Genomic DNA, 17,262 nt, shown 5'->3' with positions numbered 1-17,262 from the left:
CCCCCTTCGGAACGGCCGGGCGGGGGCTCATTCAATGACCTCCCCACGCAGCAGGAACTTGGCCAGCGCGGTGGACGCGACGAAGCCGAACAGCGCGATCAGCATCGCCGCCTCGAAGTACACGCTGCTGGCGTAGGAGATGCCCAGCACCAGCATGGTGAGCATGCCGTTGATGTAGAGGCAGTCCAGCGCCATCACGCGGTCCTGCGCCGCCGGGCCGCGCAGCAGGCGCCACAGCGCGCACAGCATCGCCACGGCCAGCAGGAAGAGGGCGGCCTTGACGGCCCAGAACAGCACGGGTGTCATGACTCGAAGATCTCCATCAAGGGGCGCTCGTAGCGGTTCTTGATCATGGCGATGAAGGCATCGTGGTCGCCCATCTCCAGCACGTGCAGCAGCAGCGCGCTGCCGTCGCCCGACAGCTCGTGCCAGGCGGTGCCGGGCGTCAGGCACACGATCATGGACAGCACGGCCAGGCCGTTGGCGTCGCGCATGTCCAGCGGCACCGAGACGAAGTGCGAGTCGATGTCGCGGATGCGGCGCGTGAGGATGGCGCGCGCCACGGCCCAGGCGGAGACGGTCAGGTCGTGCACCACGACGCAGGCCAGCTTCAGCGCCGTGAGGGGGTGGCGCATGCGCACGCGCGCGGGGCGCAGGCTGCGCGTGACCAGCGGCACCACCAGCGCCAGCAGCGTGCCCATGACGATGGTGGCTGGGTGCAGCGACTGGTTCAGCAGCAGCCACACCACCAGCAGCGCGAGCGACAGCGGCGGCGAGGGCACCCAGCGGCGCAGCAGGCGCGGCATCAGCGGGCTCCCCCCTGTGTCGGGCCCAGGCGCTGGCGCGCGCCGAAGACGGCGTCGCGGTACGCGGCGGGATGCTCCAGTCCCTCGGCGGTGGCCTGCGCGTGCCGCATCACCGGGCCCGCGCCCACCGTCAGTGCCACGCAGGCGGCCAGCAGCACGGCCACCGGCAGCACCTCCATCGCCCGCAGGGCGGGCAGGCTGCCCTGCGTGGGCGTCCAGAAGTGGCGGATGCCGGCGCGCGACAGCGCCACCAGTGTCAGGAAGCCCGAGACCAGCAGCAGCGCCATGAACAGCCAGCTGCGCCGGCCGGGCGCCTGCTCCAGCAGCCCCGAGAGCATGGCGAACTTGCCGACGAAGCCCGACAGCGGCGGCAGCCCCGCCAGCAGCAGCGTGCAGCCGAGGAAGGCCAGGCCCAGGAAGGCGACGCCGGCCGGGATGGCGCGGCCGTACAGCGCCTGCGCGTCGTCGTCCAGGTTCACGTCGTCGAAGGAGGTCAGGTCTTCCGAGAGGAAGGGCGCCGTCTGGTCCGACTCGTGCGGCGCGATGCTGCGGCCGGCGTTGCGCCAGCGCTCCACCATGTCGATGAGCAGGAACAGCGCGCTGGCCGCCAGCGTGGAGCTGAGCAGGTAATAGAGCGCGCCGGCCCACACCGCGCGCTGGCCCAGGCCCACCGCCGCCAGCAGCGTGCCGGCGGAGATCAGCACCGAGAAGCCCGCCAGGTTCGACAGCCGCTGCGTGCCGACGATGCCGATGGCCGCCACCGCCAGCGTCGCCAGGCCCAGGCCCAGCAGCACCGTCTGCCCGAACTGCGCGGAGTCGCCGGCGTCGTGGCCGAAGAACAGCGTCGAGGTGCGCAGCAGCACGTACACGCCCAGCTTGGTCAGCAGCGCGAAGACCGCGCTCACCGGCGACACCGCCGCGCTGTAGGCCGGCACCAGCCAGAAGTTCAGCGGCCAGGCCCCTGCCTTGGCGAGGAAGGCCGTGGCCAGCACCGCCGCCGCGGCGTGGACCAGCGTGCGGTCGGCCGGGTCGATCTGCGCGATGCGCACGCCCAGGTCGGCCATGTTCAGCGTGCCGGTGGCGCCGTAGAGCATCGAGGCGCCGACCAGGAACAGCGACGAGGCCGCCAGGTTGATGGCGATGTAGTGCAGCCCGGCGCGCACCCGCAGCCGGCCCGAGCCGTGCAGCAGCAGGCCGTAGGATGCGGCCAGCATCACCTCGAAGAAGACGAACAGGTTGAACAGGTCGCCGGTGAGGAAGGCGCCGTTCAGGCCCATGAGCTGCAGCTGCAGCAGCGGGTGGAAGTGCACGCCCGCGCGGTCCCAGCGCGAGGTGGAGTAGATGGAGGCGGCGAAGGCGATCACGCCGGTGAGCGCGACCATCATGCTGGAGAGCCGGTCGGCCACCAGCACGATGCCGAAGGGCGCGGGCCAGTTGCCCGGCAGGTACACGCCGATGGAGCCCGGCCCGCCGCCGGTGTCGGGCGCGTTCACCCAGCGCAGCAGCGCCAGCGCCGCCAGCAGGCCCACCAGGCCGGAGACCACCGAGAGGAAGGATTTCAGCCGCCGCCGGTGCTCGCCCATCAGCAGCATCAGCGCAGCGGTGAGCATGGGCACCAGGATCGGCACGGCGACCAGGTGCGGCATGCCGAAGTCCAGCAGCCGGTCGAGCAGGCGGAAGATTTCGGCGGCGATGCCGCTCATTGGATGACCTCCGTGCTTCGCACTGCGGTGCGAGCCCCCTTCGGAACGGCCGGGCGGGGGCTCATTGGGGTACCTTCGCGCTGACGCGCTGCGGTGCGAGCGCCTTCGGGCGGCCGGGCGGCGCTCATGCGTCCTCCTCGCCGTCCACGTGGTCGGTGCCCGAGATGCCGCGCGAGGCCAGCAGCACGACCAGGAACAGCGCCGTCATGGCGAAGCCGATCACGATGGCGGTGAGCACCAGGGCCTGCGGCATCGGGTCGGCCGTGTTGGCCAGCGTGGCCGGAAAGCCCGGCGTGAGCACGGGTTCGCTGTCGACCTTGAGCCGGCCCATGCTGAAGATGAACAGGTTGACCGCGTAGGAGATCAGCGTCAGGCCCATCACGACCTGGAAGGTGCGCGGGCGCAGCAGCAGGTACACGCCCGAGCCGGTGAGCACGCCGATGGCGATGGCGAGCACGGCTTCCATCAGTGGTTCTCCTCCTGCATGGCCGCGCGGTAGGCGCGCACCGCGTCCTGCGCGGCCTCGTGGTCGGCATGGCGCTGCACCGCGGCGTCGGCCGCTTCCTCGACCTCGCGCTCGGCCTGCTCCTCGGCCCAGCGGTGGCTGCGGATGGACTGGTGCGCCAGCGCGGTGAGGATCAGCATGGTCGCGCCCAGCACCAGCGAGAACACGCCGATGTCGAAGAACATCGCGCTGGGCACGTGCAGCTCGCCCAGCACCGGCAGGTGCAGGTGCGCGGTGTGGGTGGTGAGGAAGGGGTAGCCCAGCGCCACCGCGCCGGCGCCCGTGGCCAGGGCCGCCAGCAGCCCGGTGGCGATCCAGCGGCGCGGGTACAGGCGCAGGTGCTCCTCGGTCCAGGCCGCGCCCGAGACGATGAACTGCAGCATCAGCGCCAGCGACATCACCAGCCCGGCCACGAAGCCGCCGCCCGGCGCGTTGTGGCCGCGCATGAAGAAGTACACCGACACCAGCGCCGCGAGCGGCAGCAGCAGGCGCACCAGCACGGCCGGCACCATCAGGTAGCCGACGGCGGCGTCCTTGGCGCGGCGCGGGTTGAACAGGTCGGTGGCGGCCCAGTCGCTGGTCTGCACCATGCGCTGCTGCGGCGGCAGCTCCATCGCTTCCTCCGCCGGGCGGAAGCGGCGCAGCAGCGCATACACCGTCAGCGCCACGATGCCCAGCACGGTGATCTCGCCGAAGGTGTCGAAGCCGCGGAAGTCCACCAGCATCACGTTGACCACGTTGGTGCCGCCGCCCTCGGGCAGGGCCTTGTCGAGGAAGTAGGGCGAGATGCTCTGCGGGAAGGGGCGCGTCATCACCAGCCAGGCCAGCGCGGCCATGCCGGCGCCGGCGCAGGCGGCCAGGCCCAGGTCGCGCGAGCGGCGGCTCCAGGCCTTGAACGCGCCGAAGCCGCCGTGCGCCGGCCGCACCTCGGCCTTGCGCATCGGCAGCCAGCGCAGGCCCAGCAGGATCAGCAGCGTCGTCACGCTCTCGACCACGAGTTGCGTGAGCGCCAGGTCGGGCGCCGAGAACCAGATGTAGGTGATGCAGCTCACCAGCCCGGCGCCGGAGGCCAGCATCAGCGCGGCCAGGCGGTGGAACTTGGCCTGCCAGGCCGCGGCCACGGCGCACACGCAGCCGATGATCCACGTCATGGCGAACATGGTCGAGAAGGGCAGCAGCTCGCGCGCGCCGCGCCCGGCCGGCGCCAGCCAGACCGCCGCGCCGGCGCCCAGCACCGCCAGGCCCACCAAGAGGAAGAGCTGGGGCTGCAGCCGCCGCGTGCCGAGCAGGCGGCGGCCCTGCCGGCCCAGCTCCGAGAGCCGGGCCAGCAGGTTCTCGAAGATGCGCTGGCCGTCGAGGCGCTGCAGCAGCGGCGTGTCGTCGAGACCGCCCTGCGCGCGGCGGCGGCGCTGCAGCAGGTACAGCACGCCGCCGCCGGCCAGGGCGACGAAGCTCATCACCAGCGGCAGGTTGAAGCCGTGCCACACCGCCAGGCTGTAGTGCGGCAGCGTGCCGCCGACCACCGGCGTCGCCGCGGCGGCCAGGAAGCTGCCCACCGACCAGGCCGGCACGATGCCCACCACCAGGCAGGCCAGCACCAGCAGCTCGACCGGCACGCGCATCCAGTGCGGCGGCTCGTGCGGCGCCTTGGGCACCACGGCCGTGCAGGGCGGGCCGAAGAACACGTCGAACACGAAGCGCGCCGAGTAGGCCACGCTGAAGATGCCGGCCACCGTCGCCAGCACCGGCATCGCCACCTCCAGCCAGGGAGCGGCGTCGAGGAACACCGTCTCGGCGAAGAACATCTCCTTGGACAGGAAGCCGTTGAGCAGCGGCACCCCGGCCATCGAGGCGCTGGCGATGATGGCCAGCGTGGCGGTGATGGGCATCGGCCGCGCCAGGCCGCTGAGCTTGCGGATGTCGCGCGTGCCGGTCTCGTGGTCGATGATGCCCGCCGCCATGAACAGCGACGCCTTGAAGGTCGCGTGGTTCATGACGTGGAACACGGCCGCCACGGCGGCCAGCGGCGAGTTCAGGCCCAGCAGCAGCGTGATGAGCCCGAGGTGCGAGATCGTCGAGTAGGCCAGCAGCCCCTTGAGGTCGTGCTGGAACATGGCGATGTAGCCGCCCAGCAGCAGCGTGGCCACGCCCGCGCCGCCCACCAGCCAGAACCAGGCCTCGGTGCCCGAGAGCGCCGGCCACAGCCGCGCCATGAGGAACACGCCCAGCTTCACCATCGTGGCCGAGTGCAGGTAGGCCGACACGGGCGTGGGCGCCGCCATGGCGCGCGGCAGCCAGAAATGGAAGGGGAACTGCGCGCTCTTGGTGAAGGCGCCCAGCAGCACCAGCACCAGCGCGACCGGGTACAGCGGATGGGCGCGGATGACGTCGCCCGAGGCGAGCACCACGTCCAGCTCGTAGCTGCCGGCGATGCGCCCCAGCACCAGCACGCCGGCCAGCAGGGCGAGGCCGCCGGCGCCGGTGACGGTGAGCGACATGCGCGCGCCGCGCCGTGCGTCGCGCCGGTGGTGCCAGTAGCCGATCAGCAGGAAGGAGAACAGGCTGGTGAGCTCCCAGAACATCACCATCTGGATCAGGTTGCCCGAGAGCACCACGCCCACCATCGAGCCCATGAAGGCCAGGAAGAAGGCGAAGAAGCGCGGCACCGGATCGGAGGCCGACATGTAGTAGCGCGCATACAGCACCACCAGCGCGCCGATGCCCAGCACCAGCATGCAGAACAGCCAGGCGAAGCCGTCCAGGCGGAAGGACAGGTCCAGCCCCAGGGTGCCGAGCCATTCGTACTGCTCGCGCACCACGTTGCCGCCGGCCACGCGCGGGAACATCCAGCCCACCTGCACCGCGCACCCCAGGGCCACCAGGCCCGCCAGCGTCGATTCCCGGTTGCGCGCGTTGTGCGGCAGGGCGGCAGCCAGCACGCTTGCGACGAAGGGAAGAAGGACGATCAGGGCCAGGGGCATCGCGATCGATTCTATCGACCGACCCTGGTGGGTTCATTGAGGATTCCACCGCCGCCGCCCCGTTTTTTCGGGGCGCGCGCAGGTGCTCACATCTGCCGCGGCAGCCAGGTGACCAGGTCCGGGAAGAAGTAGATGAGGAAGACGGCCGCCACCATCAGCAGGAACATCGGCACCGTGACGCGCGCGATGTAGAGCAGGTCCTTGCCCGTCATGCCCTGCAGCACGAACAGGTTGAAGCCCACCGGCGGCGTGATCTGCGCCAACTCGACCACGATGACGATGAAGATGCCGAACCAGATCGGATCGATGCCGGCGCCGGTGACGGTGGGCATGATGACCCCCATCGTCAGGACCACCATCGAGATGCCGTCGAGGAAGCAGCCCAGCACGATGTAGAAGACGGCGAGCATCATCACGAGCTGGAATTTCGACAGCCCCAGCGAGCCGATCCATTCGGCCAGGTGGCGCGGCAGGCCGATGTAGCCCATGGCCAGCGTCAGGAAGGCGGCGCCGGCCAGGATCAGCGCCATCATGCAGTACAGGCGGGTGGCGCCCAGCAGCGATTCCCTGAACGTGGTCCAGTCGAGCGAGCCCTGGGCGGCGGAGATGACCAGCGCGCCCACCACGCCGACGGCGGCCGCCTCGGTCGCGGTGGCGATGCCGGCGTAGATCGAGCCCAGCACCGCCAGGATCAGCAGCGTCACCGGGATCAGGCTGCGCGAGGCATGCAGCTTCTGGGCGAAGCTCATGCGTGCATCGGCGGCCGGCACCTTGGCCGGATTCAGCAGCGCCCACACGCCGATGTAGCCCGAGAACAGCAGCGCCAGCAGGATGCCCGGCACCACGCCCGCGATGAACAGGCGGGCGATGGACACGTCCGCCGCCACGCCGTAGACGATCATGATGATCGAGGGCGGGATCAGCAGGCCCAGCGTGCCGGCGCCGGCCAGCGTGCCGATGACCATGTCCTGCGGGTAGCCGCGGCGCTGCAGCTCCGGCAGGGTCATCTTGCCGATGGTCGCGCAGGTCGCGGCGCTGGAGCCGGACACCGCGGCGAAGATCGCGCAGCCCACCACGTTGGTGTGCAGCAGGCGGCCCGGCAGCCGCTGCATCCAGGGCGCCAGGCCCTTGAACATGTCCTGCGACAGCCGGGTGCGGAAGAGGATCTCGCCCATCCACACGAACAGCGGCAGGGCCGTGAGCGTCCAGCTGGAGGCCGAGCCCCAGATGGTCACCGCCATGGCGTCGCCTGCCGGGCGCGACGAGAACATCTGCATCGCGATCCAGGCCACGCCGGACAGCGTGAGGCCGATCCACACGCCGCTGCCGAGGATGAGGAAGAGCGCCGCGATCAGCAGCGCGGCCACGCTGATGTCACTCATGTCGCAGCATCTCCCCGTCGGCGCGCGGCGCCCGGCCGTGCCAGGTCAGGACGAATTCGTCGATCGCCGCGATCGCGAAGACCACCGCGCCGGCGGCCATCGCGAGCTGCGGAATCCACAGGGGCGTGGCGTCGTTGGAGGTCGACATGTCGTTGAATTCGTGGGACTGCAGCACCAGGCGCACGCTGAACACCGCGAACAGCAGCGCCAGCGCGGCGCCGGCGCCCGTGGCCCAGCGCTCCATCCAGCGCCGCTGGCCGGCGCCCAGGGCGTTGAGCACCAGCGTCACGCGGATGTGCTCGCCCTTCTTGAGGGTGTGCGCCAGGGCCAGGAAGCCGGCCGAGGCCATCATGTAGCCGGCATAGGCGTCGACGCCGGGCACGTTGAAGTGGAGCTGGCGGCCCAGGATGGAGGTGAGCACCATCGCCAGCAGGCCGACCATGAAAAGCGCCGCCAGGGCGGCGGCGCAGTCGTACAGAGCGTTCAGAGCCTTGCGCATCGGCGCTGCGTCACATCTTGCGGTAGGCGTCCAGCACGGCCTGGCCCTCGGCGCCGGCCTTCTCCGTCCACTCCTTGATCATGGTCTCGCCCACCTTCTTCATGTCGGCCTTCAGCTGCGCCGAGGGCTCGTGGATGGTCATGCCGTTCTTCTTGAGCAGGTCCAGGTACTCCTGCGTCTTGGTCTTCGAGGTGGCCCAGCCGCGCTTCTCGGCCTCGGCGCCGGCCTTGAGCAGGGCTTCCTGCGTCGGCTTGTCCAGCGCGTCGAAGGCCTTCTTGTTCACCAGCACGGCGTTCTTGGGCAGCCACGCCTGCATGTCGTAGAAGTGCTTCAGGTACTCGTAGGTCTTGGTGTCGTAGCCGGTGGACCCGGAGGACATGTACGACTCCACCACGCCGGTGGCCATCGCCTGCGACAGCTCGGCCTGCTGCACCGTCACCGGCTGCGCGCCGACCAGCTCGGCGATGCGGGCCGTGGCCGGGCTGTAGGCGCGCCACTTCACGCCTTTGAGGTCGGCGGCGGCGTTGATGGGCTTGTTGATGAAGATGCCCTGCGGCGGCCAGGCCACGGTGTAGAGCAGCACGATGCCCTGTTCGGCGAGCTTCTTGGCCAGCACCGGCTTCTGTGCCTGGTAGAGCTTCCAGGCCGCGTCGTAGCTGTCGGCCAGGAAGGGAATGCCGTCCACGCCGAACACCTGCCATTCGTTCTGGAAGTTCACCAGCAGGATCTCGCCCATCTGCGCCTGGCCGCCCTGGACGGCGCGCTTGATCTCGGGGGCCTTGAACAGCGCCGCGTTGGAGTGCAGGGTGATCTTGAGCTTGCCGGCCGTGGCCTTGTCGACGTCGCTGACGAACTGGGCGAGGTTCTCCGTGTGGAAGTTGCTCGGCGGGTAGGCCGTGGGCAGGTCCCACTTGGTCTGCGCGAGAGCCGAGCAGCTCAGGGCGAGGGCTGCCAGCGCGATGCCGAATTTGTGGTTCATCGTCTCTCCGGGTGTGTGTTGCAACGAAGCGAGGCAGCATACGTGCAAATATCGGGCCACCGGGTGCGGCATTTCCCGGACGCGAGACGACAGAAAAGCCGCCCGGGGGCGGCTTGCGTTTCTTCCCGGAGGAATCGGGCGAAGGCTCAGGGCGCCTTCTTCGCCGCCGGTGCCTTCTTCGCGGGCGCCTCTGCGGCCGCCGCCTCGAAGGGCTTGCCGTTCACCGTCAGACCCGCCGCGGAGAGCTTGGCCGCGGCCTTCTCCTTGACGCCCTTGACGCGCGCCATGAAGTCGGCCCAGTCCTTGAACTCGCCCTGCTGCCGCGCGTCGAGGATGCGCTTGGACAGCGAGGGGCCGATGCCCGGCAGTCCGTCGAGGTCGGCGGCCGACCCCTTGTTGACGTCGACCGCGGCGAACGCGGTCAGGGACATGGCGGTGAAGGCCAGTGCGGCCAGTGCTTTCTTGAACATGTGATGCTCCCTGTGATGTGATGACATGTGCGCGTCGTCCGCGCGGGAGCATCTTGCGCAGCCCTGGCACGAAGCGCCAGGGCACCGGTCATAGTTCCTCCACGCGGCGTGGAGGGTAGCTGTCCCAGGCCTGGCAGCCGGGGCAGTGCCAGAAGTACTGGTGCGCCTCGAAGCCGCAGGCCGCGCAACGGTAGCGCAGCAGCGGCCGCGCCGCCTGGTCCAGCGCGCGCTGGACCGGCGGGTGGGTGCGCGCGTCGTCGGCCAGGGTCTCGCCGGCCAGCCAGCGCGAGGCGGCGACCAGCGAGCCCGGCTGGTGGGTCAGGTGCGCGAGGTAGCCGTCGCGCGGCGCCGGCGCGGTGGCGGAGGCGTCCCTGGCCTCGGCCTCGGCCGTCGTCGGGCTGCCGCCCAGCGCGATGATGGCCTCCAGCACGTCGATGGAGGGCGCGTGCGCATAGCGCCGCTGCAGCAGGAGCAGGGCCTCGCCGCTGCGGCGCGCCGCCACCGCCGCCTGCTGCATCTGGGCGGCGAACAGCGGCAGCGCCAGCGGCGCCGTCTCGGCCAGGCGCACCAGGGTGTCGAAGGCGGCCGCCGGCTCGCCGCCGCGCACCTGCAGCGCCGCGATGTCCATCGGCGGGCGCGGGGCCTGCGGCGCGAGCGCGGCCGCCTGCTGCAGCAGGGCCATGGCTTCTTCCTGCGCGGCGCCGCGGGCGACCAGCTCGGCGGCCTGCTCGCACAGGTGGTGGGCGCGGCGCGTGCCGTAGCTGGCCTGCTCCGCCGCGTCGAGCTTGGCCGCGACGAGCTCGGCCTGCGACCACTCGCGCGAGCGCTCGTAGATGGCCAGCAGCGCCAGCCGCGCCTCGTTCTCGAAGCGCGTGCCTTCCAGCTTCTGCAGTGCGCCCTCGGCGCGGTCGAGCAGGCCGGCGCTGAGGAAGTCCTGCGCCAGCGCGTGCTGCGCGCGCTCGCGGTCGGCGCGGCTCAGGTCGCCGCGCGAGAGCAGGTGCTCGTGCACGCGCACCGCGCGCTGGTATTCGCCGCGCCGGCGGAACAGGTTGCCCAGGGCGAAGTGCAGCTCCTGCGTGTCGGGGTCGTTCTGCACGGCCTCGATGAAGGCGTCGATCGCCTGGTCCTGCTGCTCGTTGAGCAGGAAGTTCAGGCCGCGGAAGTAGGCCTTGGGCGCCTGCCGGTTCTCCAGCCGGAGCTGGCGCAGGTCCAGGCGCGAGGCCAGCCACCCGAGCACGAAGGCCACGGGCAGGCCCAGCAGGAGCCAGCTCAGGTCAAAGTCCATGCTGGCGGGGAATCATCGGTTCGACGGCCGGGCCGGGGGGGGCGGCCGGGGATGCCGTCGGCGCGCCGGCCGGGGGCGGCGTGAGCGCCGACTGCTGCGCCGCGGCGCGGCGGTGGCGCCACCAGCCGGGCAGCATGCCCAGGGCGCCGACCACCATGCCGCCGGCGAAGGCGGCCAGCACCACCAGCACCAGCGGCGCGCGCCAGGAGGTGCCGAAGAAGAAGTACACCGTGGCGTCGTGCTGGTTGTTCAGCGCGAAGGCGAAGAGGGTAAAAAAAATGGCTGCCTTGAGCAGCCACAGGAGGTATCTCATGCGCGTTCCAGGGGCGGACGCGATTCTACGGAGTCAATCGGCATCCGTGCCCGGCGCCGTCGGCATGCCGCGGGCGTCGACCGCCTCGCGCAGCGCCTTGCCGGGCTTGAAGTGCGGCACGCGCTTCTCGGGAACGAGGACGCTTTCGCCCGAGCGCGGGTTGCGCCCGACACGCGGCGGCCGCCGGCTGACCGAGAAGCTGCCGAAGCCGCGGATCTCGATGCGATGGCCGCGCACCAGGGCGTCGCTCATCGCGTCGAGGATCGTCTTGACGGCCTGTTCCGCGTCGCGGTGCGTGAGCTGCGCGAAGCGGGCGGCGAGTTCTTCGACGAGGTCCGAACGGGTCATGGATTTCTGGAGGAAAACACGGCGGGGCGAGCCCCGCCGTGTCCTTGGGCCGCTTCGCGGATTACTTGTCCGAGCCGTCCAGCTTGGCGCGTAGCAGGGCGCCCAGGCTGGTCGTGCCGGCGTTCTCGCGGGCCGACTGCTGGCTCAGGTTGGCCATGGCTTCCTGCTGGTCGACCATGTCCTTCTGGCGGATCGACAGCTGGATGTTGCGGGTCTTGCGATCCACGTTGGTGACCACGGCCGTGACCTCGTCGCCTTCCTTGAGCACGTTGCGGGCATCTTCCACGCGGTCGCGGGAGATTTCCGAGGCGCGCAGGTAGCCGACCACGTCGTTGCCCAGGTCGATCTCGGCGCCGCGCGGGTCCACGGTCTTGACCTTGCCGGTCACGATCTGGCCCTTGTCGTTCACCGTCACGAAGGTGGTGAACGGGTCGCCGTCGAGTTGCTTGATGCCCAGGCTGATGCGCTCGCGGTCCACGTCGACGGCCAGCACGATGGCTTCGACTTCCTGGCCCTTCTTGTAGTTGCGCACGGCGGCTTCGCCCGGCTCGTTCCACGACAGGTCGGACAGGTGCACCAGGCCGTCGATGCCGGCCGACAGGCCGACGAACACGCCGAAGTCGGTGATCGACTTGATCGGGCCCTTGACGCGGTCGCCGCGCTTGGTGTTCTGCGCGAATTCCTGCCAGGGGTTGGCCTTGCACTGCTTCATGCCCAGGCTGATGCGGCGCTTGTCCTCGTCGATCTCCAGGACCATGACCTCGACCTCGTCGCCCATCGAGACGATCTTGTTGGGGGCCACGTTCTTGTTGGTCCAGTCCATCTCGGACACGTGCACCAGGCCTTCGATGCCGGGTTCCAGCTCGACGAACGCGCCGTAGTCGGCGATGTTCGTGACCTTGCCGAACAGGCGGGTGCCCTGCGGGTAGCGACGCGAGACGCCCATCCACGGGTCGTCGCCCATCTGCTTGAGGCCCAGCGAGACACGGTTCTTCTCGGTGTCGAACTTGAGGATCTTGGCGTTGATTTCCTGGCCGGCCGTGACCACCTCGCTCGGGTGGCGCACGCGGCGCCACGCCATGTCGGTGATGTGCAGCAGGCCGTCGATGCCGCCGAGGTCCACGAACGCACCGTACTCGGTGATGTTCTTGACCACGCCGTGCACGATGGCGCCTTCCTTGAGCGTTTCCATCAGCTTGGCGCGCTCTTCGCCCATGGAGGCTTCCACCACGGCGCGGCGGCTGAGCACCACGTTGTTGCGCTTGCGGTCGAGCTTGATGACCTTGAACTCGAGGGTCTTGTTCTCGTACGGGGCCAGATCCTTGACCGGGCGGGTGTCGATCAGCGAGCCGGGCAGGAAGGCGCGGATGCCGTTGACCAGCACCGTCAGGCCGCCCTTGACCTTGCCGCTGGTGGTGCCGGTGACGAATTCGCCGGATTCCAGGGCCTTTTCGAGCGCCAGCCAGGAGGCCAGGCGCTTGGCGGTGTCACGCGACAGGATGGTGTCGCCGTAGCCGTTCTCGACGGAGCCGATGGCCACCGACACGAAGTCGCCGGCTTGCACTTCGAGTTCGCCCTTGTCGTTCTTGAACTCGTCGATCGGCACGTAGGCCTCGGACTTCAGGCCGGCATTGACCACCACGTGGTTGTGCTCGACGCGCACCACCTCGGCGGTGATGACCTCGCCGGCGCGCATTTCGGAACGCTTGAGGGACTCTTCGAAGAGAGCGGCAAAAGATTCGGACATTGAATTTCCTTGCATCACCCAGGTTTCCAGCCGCCCATGCAACATCGCGTGCGGCCGTTTCTATGACTGGAGATGGCGGTTGGGCTTGCGCCCGGTTGGGGTTGAACAACCAGCGGGCCAGTGCGCAGACGCGCGAGGGGAGCCGGGCTGGACCAGGGGCCGCCCGGCTTCTTTCTGGAAGGAAGTCCGGAGGCCCGAGCCTTGCGATCCGCCGGTCAGGCGTCGTCGAAAGGCTGCACCTGCCGCCACCAGGCCAACACCTGCTCGACCGATTGGTCCACGGTCTGCTCGGAGTTGTCCAGGAGGCGGGCATCCTCGGCCGGCTTCAGGGGCGCCACGCTGCGGGAGGCATCCCGCGCGTCGCGCGCCTCCAGGTCGGCGCGAAGACTGTCGAGCATAGCAGGAATTCCCTTTGAAATCAACTGCTTATGGCGTCGCTCGGCGCGGTGGGCGGCACTGGCGGTGAGATACACCTTGAGCGGCGCGTCCGGGAAGATCACCGTGCCCATGTCGCGCCCGTCGGCGACCAGCCCGGGCAGGCGGCGGAAGTCCAGTTGCAGCGCCCGCAGCGCCTCGCGCACGGCGGGCAGGGCGGACACGCGCGAGGCGTCCATGCCCGCCGCCTCGGTGCGGATGGCGTCGGTGACGTCCTCGCCCCGCAGGAGCACGCTGCCGGCGTCGAAGCGCAGGTCCAGCCCCTGCAGTTCGGCCGCGATGCGCGGCTCGTCCTGCGCACTGGTCTCGAGCCCGGCGCGGCGCATGACGAGGCCGGCGATGCGGTAGAGCGCGCCGGAGTCCAGGTAGTGGTAGCCCAGCCGCCGGGCCAGCTCGGCCGCCAGCGTGCCCTTGCCCGAGGCGGTGGGGCCGTCGACGCAGATCACCGGCACGCTGCGCGCCCGGACCACCGAGAACAGCGTCTCGAAGTAGTCGGGGAAGGTCTTGCCGACGCACTTCGGGTCGAGGATGCGCACCGGCAGCGCATCGGGGTTGAAGGCGGCCAGCGAGAAGCACATCGCGACGCGGTGGTCGTCGTAGGTGTGGATGCTGGCGCGGTGCCAGCCGCCGGCCGGCAGGGGCATCACGCGGATGAAGTCCGGCCCGGCCTCGACGCTGGCGCCCAGCTTGCGCAGCTCGGCCGCCATGGCGTCGATGCGGTCCGTCTCCTTGACGCGCCAGCTCGCGATGTTGCGCAGCGTGCTGGGGCCGTCGGCGTACAGGGCCATCACGGCCAGCGTCATCGCCGCGTCGGGGATGGCGTTGGCGTCCATGTCCAGCGCCTTCAGCGGCCAGGCGCCGCGGTGCACGGCGAGCCAGTTGGGGCCGCTGTCGATGACCGCGCCCATGGCGCGCGCCGCCTCGGTGAAGCGGATGTCGCCCTGGATCGAATCGGCGCCCACGCCGTCGATGCGCAGCGGGCTCGACGCCGGCGCGGCGATCGCGCCCAGCGCGATGAAATAGCTGGCCGAGGAGGCGTCGGCCTCCACGTGGATCTCGCCCGGCGAGGCATAGCGGCTGCCCGCCGGGATGACAAAGCGCTGCCAGCCCTCGCGCTGCACGGCGATGCCGAAGCGCGCCAGCAGGTTGAGCGTGATCTCGATGTAGGGCTTGGAGATGAGTTCGCCCACCACCTCGATGGCGATCGCCTGGTGCTGCGCCGCCAGCGGCAGCGCCATCAGCAGCGCGGTGAGGAACTGGCTGGACACGTCGCCGCGCACGCGGATCGGGGCGTCCAGTTGCAGCGTGTCGAGCGCGGCAGGGCGGATGCGCAGCGGCGGGTAGCCCGGGTTGCCCAGGTAGTCGACGTGGCAGCCCAGTTGCACCAGCGCGTCCACCAGGTCGCCGATCGGCCGCTCGTGCATGCGCGGCACGCCGCTGAGTTCGAAGTCGCCGCCCAGCAGCGCCAGCGCCGCCGTCAGCGGCCGCATGGCGGTGCCGGCGTTGCCCAGGAACAGCGAGGCCTGCGTGTTCTGCAGCCGGCCGCCGAGGCCGGCGATGCGCAGCACCGGGCCTTCGTGCGTGACGCCGCAGCCCAGTTGCGCCAGGGCCTCGAGCATCACGCGCGTGTCGTCGGAATCGAGCGCGTCGTGGATCGTGGTGGTGCCGGCCGACAGCGCGGCCAGCAGCAGCACGCGGTTGGAAATGCTCTTCGAGCCGGGCAGCCGCACGCGGCCGGCCGCGCCCGCCAGCGGGGGAATGTCCAGGGAAGGGATGGAGAACATCGTCACTCGGCCGAGGGCGGCTGGTCGGCGGGCAGCGTCCAGGCCGCGCGCACGCGGCTGGCGGCGGCGATCGCCTGCTCCAGGCCCGGGCTGTCGTCGGCGGCGATCAGGGCTTCCATCTGCATCAGTGCCTTGCGGAAGGCCTGCGACTGCAGCAGCACCTGCTCGCGGTTGGACAGCAGGATGTCGCGCCACACGGCCGGATCGCTGGCGGCGATGCGGGTGAAGTCGCGGAAACCCGTCCCGGCGAGGCCGAGCATGTGTTTGCCGTCGGATCGGGCCGCGATGGCGTCGATGAACGCGAAGGCCAGCAGGTGCGGCAGGTGGCTGACGCCGGCGAAGGCCGCATCGTGCGCCTCGTGGTCCATCTGCAGCACCCGGGCGCCGATGCCGGCCCACAGTTGCGCCGCGCGGTCGACATGGGTGCGCCGCGTGGCCCGGGTCGGCGTGAGCACCACTTGGCGACCCTTGAACAGGCCGGCCTCGGCATGCTCGACGCCCGACACCTCCTTGCCCGCGATGGGGTGCGCGGGCACGAAGCTGGCCAGCTTCTGCTGCAGGCCGCGTTCGGCCGCCTCGATGACGCTGCCCTTGGTGGAGCCCACGTCCATGACCAGCGTGCGCTCGCCGATGCCGTGGCGGATGGCGCGGAAAGTGGCCTCGCAGGCGCCCACCGGCACGGCCACCAGCACCAGGTCCGCGCCGGAGACGGCCAGCAGCGCCGAGGGCCCCGCGACGTCGATGACCCCGAGCTGCCTTGCACGCTCGGTCGTCGAGGGCGACTTGCTGTAGCCGACCACCCGCTTGACCAGGCGCGCCTGCTTGAGCGCCAGCGCGAACGAGCCGCCGATCAGGCCGCAGCCGATGAGTCCCAACTGGTCGAACATCTTCAGGTCTTGACCGGATAGGCGCCGATGACCTTGTAGAAGGCGCACAGCGCGCGCAGCTCGGCCAGCGCGGCCGCCACATGCGCCTGCGAAGGGTGGCCGTCCAGGTCGATGTAGAAGTAGTACTCCCACTGCCCGGTGCGCGCCGGGCGCGACTCGAAACGCGTCATGGAGACGTTGTGCTTCTTCAGCGGCACCAGCAGGTCGTGCACCGCGCCCGGGCGGTTGGGCACCGACACCACCAGGCTGGTGCAATCGTGGCCCGAGGCCGGCGGCATGGCCAGCGTGGCCGGCAGCGTGATGACGGCGAAGCGGGTGCGGTTGTAGGCGTCGTCCTGGATCGCATGGGCCACGATGTGCAGCCCGTACTGGGCGGCGGCGCGCTCGCTCGCCAGGCCGGCCCAGGCCGGGTTGGAGGCGGCGAGGCGGGCGCCTTCGGCATTGCTGGAGACGGCGCGCCGCTCGGCGCCCGGCAGGTGCTTGGCCAGCCAGGCCTGGCACTGGGCCAGCGCCTGCGGATGGGCCAGCACCGCCTCGATGCCTTCCAGTGAGTTCTCCCGGCGCAGCAGGTTGTGCCGCACCAGCAGGCTCACCTCGCCGACGACGTGCGTGGGCGACTGCAGGAACATGTCCAGCGAACGCGTGACCACGCCCTCGTTGGAGTTCTCCACGCCCACCACGCCGTACTGGGCGCTGCCGCTGGCGGTGGCGTGGAAGACCTCGTCGAAGCTGGCGCAGTGGATCAGGTCGGCGGCGCCGCCGAAGTACTCGATGGCGGCCTGCTCGCAGAAGGTGCCCTCGGGGCCGAGCACGGCCACACGCTGCGGCGACTCCAGCGCCAGGCAGGCGGACATGATCTCGCGCCAGATGGCGGCCACGTGCGCCTCGCGCAGCGGGCCGGTGTTGTTGCGCTTGACCTTCTCGATGACCTGCGCCACCCGGTCGGGACGGAAGAAGGGCGTGCCCTCGCGCTTCTTGACCTCGCCGACCAGTTCGGCCACGCGGGCACGCTCGTTGAGCAGCTTCAGCAACTGATCGTCGAGCGTGTCGATCCGTTGCCGCAGTTCGGCGAGGGGATCGGAAGAGGAAGAGGGGGAGTCGGGTGGGGTGGCCGGGGCGGTCATTCGGACGCGTTCAC

The 17,262-nt window shown here is 70.4% G+C and carries 15 protein-coding genes and 1 pseudogene; all 16 read right to left on the bottom strand.

Translation table 11 applies throughout. The features are described from left to right. Positions 1–27: 27 nt before the first annotated feature. Complete coding sequence (locus Q392_RS09660) at positions 28–306, bottom strand: K+/H+ antiporter subunit F (RefSeq protein ID WP_038205596.1); 279 nt, start codon at positions 304–306, stop codon at positions 28–30. Next, entirely contained in the window at positions 303–806 is a 504-nt protein-coding gene (locus tag Q392_RS09655; protein WP_038205593.1) for a Na+/H+ antiporter subunit E, read from the bottom strand. Before Q392_RS09655 ends, Q392_RS09660 begins: the two co-directional genes overlap by 4 nt. Then, complete coding sequence (locus Q392_RS09650; RefSeq protein WP_038205590.1) at positions 806–2,509, bottom strand: monovalent cation/H+ antiporter subunit D; 1,704 nt, start codon at positions 2,507–2,509, stop codon at positions 806–808. The genes Q392_RS09655 and Q392_RS09650 overlap by 1 nt, the downstream gene beginning before the upstream one ends. Before the next feature lie 124 nt (positions 2,510–2,633). Then, positions 2,634–2,975 carry a Na+/H+ antiporter subunit C gene (locus tag Q392_RS09645; protein WP_038205588.1) on the bottom strand — a complete coding sequence of 114 codons (342 nt, stop codon included), beginning with the start codon at positions 2,973–2,975 and terminating at the stop codon, positions 2,634–2,636. Next, positions 2,975–5,995 carry a monovalent cation/H+ antiporter subunit A gene (locus Q392_RS09640; protein ID WP_084216967.1) on the bottom strand — a complete coding sequence of 1,007 codons (3,021 nt, stop codon included), beginning with the start codon at positions 5,993–5,995 and terminating at the stop codon, positions 2,975–2,977. The genes Q392_RS09645 and Q392_RS09640 overlap by 1 nt, the downstream gene beginning before the upstream one ends. 86 nt (positions 5,996–6,081) lie before the next feature. After that, complete coding sequence (locus Q392_RS09635; RefSeq protein WP_038205585.1) at positions 6,082–7,377, bottom strand: TRAP transporter large permease; 1,296 nt, start codon at positions 7,375–7,377, stop codon at positions 6,082–6,084. Continuing rightward, positions 7,370–7,876, bottom strand: coding sequence for a TRAP transporter small permease (locus Q392_RS09630; protein WP_038205582.1), 507 nt, complete (start codon positions 7,874–7,876; stop codon positions 7,370–7,372). The genes Q392_RS09635 and Q392_RS09630 overlap by 8 nt, the downstream gene beginning before the upstream one ends. Before the next feature lie 10 nt (positions 7,877–7,886). Then, positions 7,887–8,855, bottom strand: a complete 969-nt coding sequence (locus Q392_RS09625; RefSeq protein WP_038205579.1) for a TRAP transporter substrate-binding protein — start codon at positions 8,853–8,855, stop codon at positions 7,887–7,889. A 146-nt stretch (positions 8,856–9,001) separates the two neighbouring features. Beyond that, positions 9,002–9,325 (bottom strand): ComEA family DNA-binding protein, encoded by a 324-nt coding sequence (locus Q392_RS09620; RefSeq protein ID WP_038205576.1) that lies wholly within the window; start codon positions 9,323–9,325, stop codon positions 9,002–9,004. A gap of 88 nt (positions 9,326–9,413) precedes the next feature. Then, positions 9,414–10,610 (bottom strand): lipopolysaccharide assembly protein LapB, encoded by a 1,197-nt coding sequence (gene lapB, locus Q392_RS09615; RefSeq protein ID WP_038205573.1) that lies wholly within the window; start codon positions 10,608–10,610, stop codon positions 9,414–9,416. Further along, positions 10,600–10,923 (bottom strand): LapA family protein, encoded by a 324-nt coding sequence (locus tag Q392_RS09610; protein ID WP_038205571.1) that lies wholly within the window; start codon positions 10,921–10,923, stop codon positions 10,600–10,602. Before Q392_RS09610 ends, lapB begins: the two co-directional genes overlap by 11 nt. 33 nt (positions 10,924–10,956) lie before the next feature. Beyond that, a pseudogene (locus Q392_RS09605) lies at positions 10,957–11,280 on the bottom strand (integration host factor subunit beta); the annotation flags it as partial. 52 nt (positions 11,281–11,332) lie between these two features. Continuing rightward, complete coding sequence (gene rpsA / locus Q392_RS09600; RefSeq protein WP_038205565.1) at positions 11,333–13,018, bottom strand: 30S ribosomal protein S1; 1,686 nt, start codon at positions 13,016–13,018, stop codon at positions 11,333–11,335. Between the two features lie 215 nt (positions 13,019–13,233). Further along, positions 13,234–15,237: a bifunctional 3-phosphoshikimate 1-carboxyvinyltransferase/cytidylate kinase gene (locus Q392_RS09595; protein WP_038205562.1), complete on the bottom strand. Its 2,004-nt coding sequence runs from the start codon at positions 15,235–15,237 to the stop codon at positions 13,234–13,236. 2 nt (positions 15,238–15,239) lie between these two features. Beyond that, positions 15,240–16,124 (bottom strand): prephenate dehydrogenase, encoded by an 885-nt coding sequence (locus tag Q392_RS09590; RefSeq protein WP_038205560.1) that lies wholly within the window; start codon positions 16,122–16,124, stop codon positions 15,240–15,242. A 2-nt stretch (positions 16,125–16,126) separates the two neighbouring features. Next, positions 16,127–17,248: a prephenate dehydratase gene (pheA, locus tag Q392_RS09585; protein WP_038205557.1), complete on the bottom strand. Its 1,122-nt coding sequence runs from the start codon at positions 17,246–17,248 to the stop codon at positions 16,127–16,129. Positions 17,249–17,262: the final 14 nt, after the last annotated feature.

This window comes from Xenophilus azovorans DSM 13620 (assembly GCF_000745855.1).
GTDB lineage: Bacteria > Pseudomonadota > Gammaproteobacteria > Burkholderiales > Burkholderiaceae_C > Xenophilus > Xenophilus azovorans.
Note: the sequence above shows the minus strand (reverse complement) of the source record. Positions and strands in the feature narration are given on the sequence as shown.